Source organism: Boseongicola sp. (genome assembly GCF_057460485.1).
This window is the reverse complement of the sequence record NZ_JBVCWP010000309.1, coordinates 1-4,286: the sequence shown is the minus strand read 5'-3', so window position 1 is coordinate 4,286 and position 4,286 is coordinate 1. Positions and strand designations below refer to the sequence as shown.

4 protein-coding genes are annotated in these 4,286 nt (G+C 53.1%); all 4 read left to right on the top strand.

The genetic code is table 11. From position 1 onward, the window contains the following. Window positions 1-554 precede the first annotated feature (554 nt). Complete coding sequence (locus tag AC221Y_RS20950) at window positions 555-941, top strand: diacylglycerol kinase (RefSeq protein ID WP_299756137.1); 387 nt, start codon at window positions 555-557, stop codon at window positions 939-941. 674 nt (window positions 942-1,615) lie between these two features. After that, the gene (locus AC221Y_RS20945; protein ID WP_299756134.1) at window positions 1,616-2,680 is read left to right on the top strand and encodes an alpha/beta hydrolase; all 1,065 of its coding nucleotides are present in this window, start codon (window positions 1,616-1,618) and stop codon (window positions 2,678-2,680) included. Between the two features lie 593 nt (window positions 2,681-3,273). After that, the gene (locus tag AC221Y_RS20940) at window positions 3,274-3,897 is read left to right on the top strand and encodes a hypothetical protein (RefSeq protein WP_299756132.1); all 624 of its coding nucleotides are present in this window, start codon (window positions 3,274-3,276) and stop codon (window positions 3,895-3,897) included. A 247-nt stretch (window positions 3,898-4,144) separates the two neighbouring features. Next, window positions 4,145-4,286, top strand: a 142-nt coding sequence (locus AC221Y_RS20935; protein WP_486708296.1) for a transposase, incomplete at its 3' end; no start/stop codon positions are given.

Genomic DNA, 4,286 nt, shown 5'->3' with positions numbered 1-4,286 from the left:
CTCCTTGCTGCCGTTAGCCGCATCGCAGCATCCTGCCAAACGATCTCGCCCCGACCAACATGAACGGCCCAGACCAGCCTTTCGATCCATCAACCAGCGCCGCAGTGCAGCTTTCGCATTCCTGCCATTCGTGCATCGCGCAGCATTTTCGAAACCCCAATGACGGCAGCGCGGGACTAACCTGCCAAACACGGCGCTTGCCGACTTTGCTTGGGCTAGGAAACTCGCCGGAAGAGATGCGTTGATGAATTGCGGTGTTGCTTAGGCAGATAGTTTGCAAACTTCGTTGATGGCCACTAACGACCAACCAGAGATGTTTGCTCGGTTGGTGTTTTCGGCACGCTTCTTGGTTGAACCTGGGTCGTATGTAAGCTTCGGCACAGTCTCTTGGCGCGACGCCATATCTGCTCTCCATCACCCAGATCCATTGCAACCGTGTGCGAGGTGACGGGACCGTTCAGCACTTGGGTCAACCTAAAATATAGTTATTGGTATCTTGCGGTGTTAAGACTCTCCCACCGGCTTAGCCAAATAGTTGGATGGGTAACAACACTATGGAAAAAGAGGCGCCGTCGGGCATTAACCGATTGATTGCGGCCTATCGCAATTCAGTGGCCGGCTTTCGGGATATATGGCGCCGGGAGGAAGCCTTCAGACAAGAAGTCGTGGTCTTGGGCTTGTCTGTTCCATTGGCCTTTTGGATCGGGAATTCGCTTGCCCATACGGGGCTTCTTGTTGGTTCAATTCTACTACTGATAATTGTAGAAATCCTAAATTCAGCCATCGAAGCGACTATTGACCGGATCGGGACTGAAAGACACGAGCTGTCAAGAATTGCAAAGGATCTCAGTTCTTTGGCGGTCATGACAACTACTCTATTCCCCTTGGCCATATGGGGGGCGAGCATTTTGTCTTGGCTTGGGTTGATCACGCTATCGTAGATCTTTCTGAAGAAACGTTTTGGTATGGATGTCGGGTCAATCCGGTGAAGCAAATTTGCCTGCGGATTGGCTATGTCGTCGCGATGTTTCGCAGTGATCGGGTAGATTTTTCTGCGAAAAGCTTTGGTGTAAATCCAGTGCGCAAGGATTTGACTTCTAAGCGGGAGTTGCGCCCTTGCGGTGATTATAATATGCCATTGTCTTTCTCCTTTGTGGCTGCTTCATTGAGGCCAGTATACTGTACCTCGTTTGCCCAAGGAGAGCGGCACCCACAGACACACCATGTCATTCGTGCATCGTGCAGCATGTTCTTGGGCCAAATGACCGCAACGCGGACTTTGCGGTCTTCGTGCAATTCAGAGTTGCCAATGGAACGAGACTACCAGTGATGATCCTGATCGGACGACCTGCATTCGGTCGGCCCTCGTGGAACTCTTTCTCCGCAGGATGCAGATCAGACGCTTTTGCTACAATGGCTCAGGAGCAGGTCTTCTTTGCAAACACGTACGAGCAACCGGGCACCGGATTGGCGCAGGCCGCTGTCAGATATCGCCTTACAAGCCTTGACAGCATCTTGCGTCAATATGTTAAGCGGTCACGCAGACCGCGTTTTCAAGGCGGTGTCCCCGGCGGTTCCCACTATCGAGTCGAAAGCGATCATTCTAAGGTGCATTATGCGATTTCTTACCTCGATCCTTCTGCGTGCTATTTCGGTTGGCAGTCTGGCAGCCGCATTTATAATCGCTTTTCCATCAACTTCGACGGCCCAAGCGGAGAGCCATGAGCGGCAGGTCCCCTTTCTGACACTTCGAAATCTTGCAGAAGCTGACGGGGGCGGAAGGTTCTTCGGAGACGAGCGCAGCCATCTCAGGGCCGGCTGGTGCCGGGTCCGAGATTTAGAACTCGGCTCTATCGCACCGCTGGCGGACTCCGCACCGGCCTTCATTCGGGGGCAACTTCTTAGGGTTGACGAAATTCGTGTGACAAGGTCCAGCGTGGTCCTCGACGCCTTACAGGATAGCGCTTCGAAAAACGCACCCGCTATCTACGTTCATGGCTACTACATCGATTTTGACAAGGGCTGCCGGCGCGCGGCCCTGCTTCAGGAAAATGCCAGTCTCACAGACCGGTTCCTGTGGTTCAGCTGGCCATCAGACGGGGACCTGGCCAACTACATGCGTGACGAGGCCGACCTCTATTGGAGTGTTCTCGATCTCGCCGATGCCATAATCGAGCTGGAACGCCGCTTTGGCAGTGGTGCTGTCGATGTCGTCGGGCACAGCCTTGGCGCGCGAGGGGTGGCGCTCGCTCTTTACGAGGTCGCGTACCGACGTCCGGATATCCGTCTCGATGCGATCGTGCTCCTCGCTCCGGATATGGACTTCGCAATATTTCAAAGACTCCTGCCGCGCATTTCGCTGATCGCGCGCAACGTCACGATATACGTCACAGATGCTGATCGCCCGCTTGCGCTTTCAGCACAATTGCATGGCTATCCACGGCTCGGGGAAGCGGGCGACCACCTAGAAACTCTCTCTGGAGTGGAGGTGATCGACCTGAGTGACATCGGCTCAGAGGGCCCGACCGGACACCTCTACCATGTCTACAGCAAGGCCGTGGGCAAAGACCTGAGCCAACTGCTCAACGACGGTCGCCATGCCGCAGAGCGCAGGAACCTCATTCAAACCGGCCCCAACTCCTGGAAGATGCGGAAGGCCGGGGTATCCGTTCCGGATTGATCGAACAAGAATTCAGACAGTCAGCGGTCGAGGCAATCCGGGGTCAACAGCCTATTTGTTGAGATCCGTGTCCCAATGCGTCCTGCCTGACGTTTCGTCGACAGCCAAGGCGCGACAGAAATAGAGAGTGCTTCAGAGGGATCCGATGAGTGTCCGCTCTGGGCCGTTCTCAACGTCCGCCTATCGGATGAAGCCAAAACTGATGCTGCATAACCGGATGGCAGGCTAGAGCCCGGAACGGACTTTCGCTGCAACTGCAAAATTTCCGATGGGCGAATTCACACAACGCGGGACATTTCTGACATTGGGGCCCCGTGACTTAGAACCAAGCACCAGGACGCAGGAACTCACTCCAAGGTGATTGTGCACCAGCGCAATTTGGCGACCTCAAACGTCACCTCCTTGCTTGAGTTTCAGCAATAACCTGCCGTGTTATTGCATAACACCTGAAAGCATAGTTTGTGTGTTACATGTTCAAAACATCCGATCAGGCTAAAAGGCTATGTGTTTGTTATGCAACGCGGGGAAATCGGCGTCAGTCTATAAATGTTATCGCTGAACTACCGCGGCTTGCAGAAAAAAGGAGCAAGACCATGAAAATTTTGGCGACTGTGATGACGTCTGCTCTAATTGCATCTCAAGCGTTTGCTGGTTCGTATGAGGTGAGATGCGAGACAACTTCGGTGCCCTATCAAGAAACCATCAAAGGCGGAGAACCCGATAAGGTAATCGGCGGAGCGCTAATTGGCGGCGTGATCGGAAAAGCCGTAACGGACGAAAATGCCGGCGCTGCCGTTGGCGCAATCATTGGTGGGGCTGTCGGTCATGAGAACAGTCGGACAACTGTCACCAGATACAAGAACGTAGAAACTTGCCGAAATGTTTTCATTCCTGAACGCGTCACGGACACGAAAACGCTTGAACAGGTTTTGCTTGATCTAAACGATGGTCAGTCCGTCGGCAAAGAATTGATCATGGACGTGCAGTACACGATTGGCGTCGCCTATGACGGAAAATGGGGACCAATGTCTCGACGAGCCGCAGAAGAATATTTGGCAAACCTCGAGCCTAACGCACAGCCCGAAGCGCCGCTGTATTCACTGGTCGTCAACGATGTTGTCATCGTCAGCTCAGCCGACGCCAATTCGATAGATCAAATCAAGAACGCCCTGTTTGAAGCGGGTGTCGACTCGCGAATCTTCGTTGATTTGCAATGATGTACTAAACCCCTAGATGCTCAATGCACGGCCACCTTTTACTGTATGTTGGTCGTGGTGAAGCCCAATTTGGTCTGAGTGTCTGCAATGGGCTTATTCTGTTGAAAAACTCCAAAATCTGAAAACCCCAAATTCCCGTCAAAACCGCAAATCCTGTCAAAGTCAGCTAAGAGCCTGATTTAAAACTAGTTGAATGAGTTCAGTAAGTTGTGATTCTGTTCGGTTGTGAAGCTGAACGGAGATCTCAATGGCCTGGACTGAACTCACTCGTCGCCAACATGACCGCAAGGGCAATAAATATGCAAGCGATACAACGGACCCGGAATGGGCGTTGATCGCGCCGATGATGCCGCCGGCCAAGAAAACGGGTCGACCGCGTACGACACGTT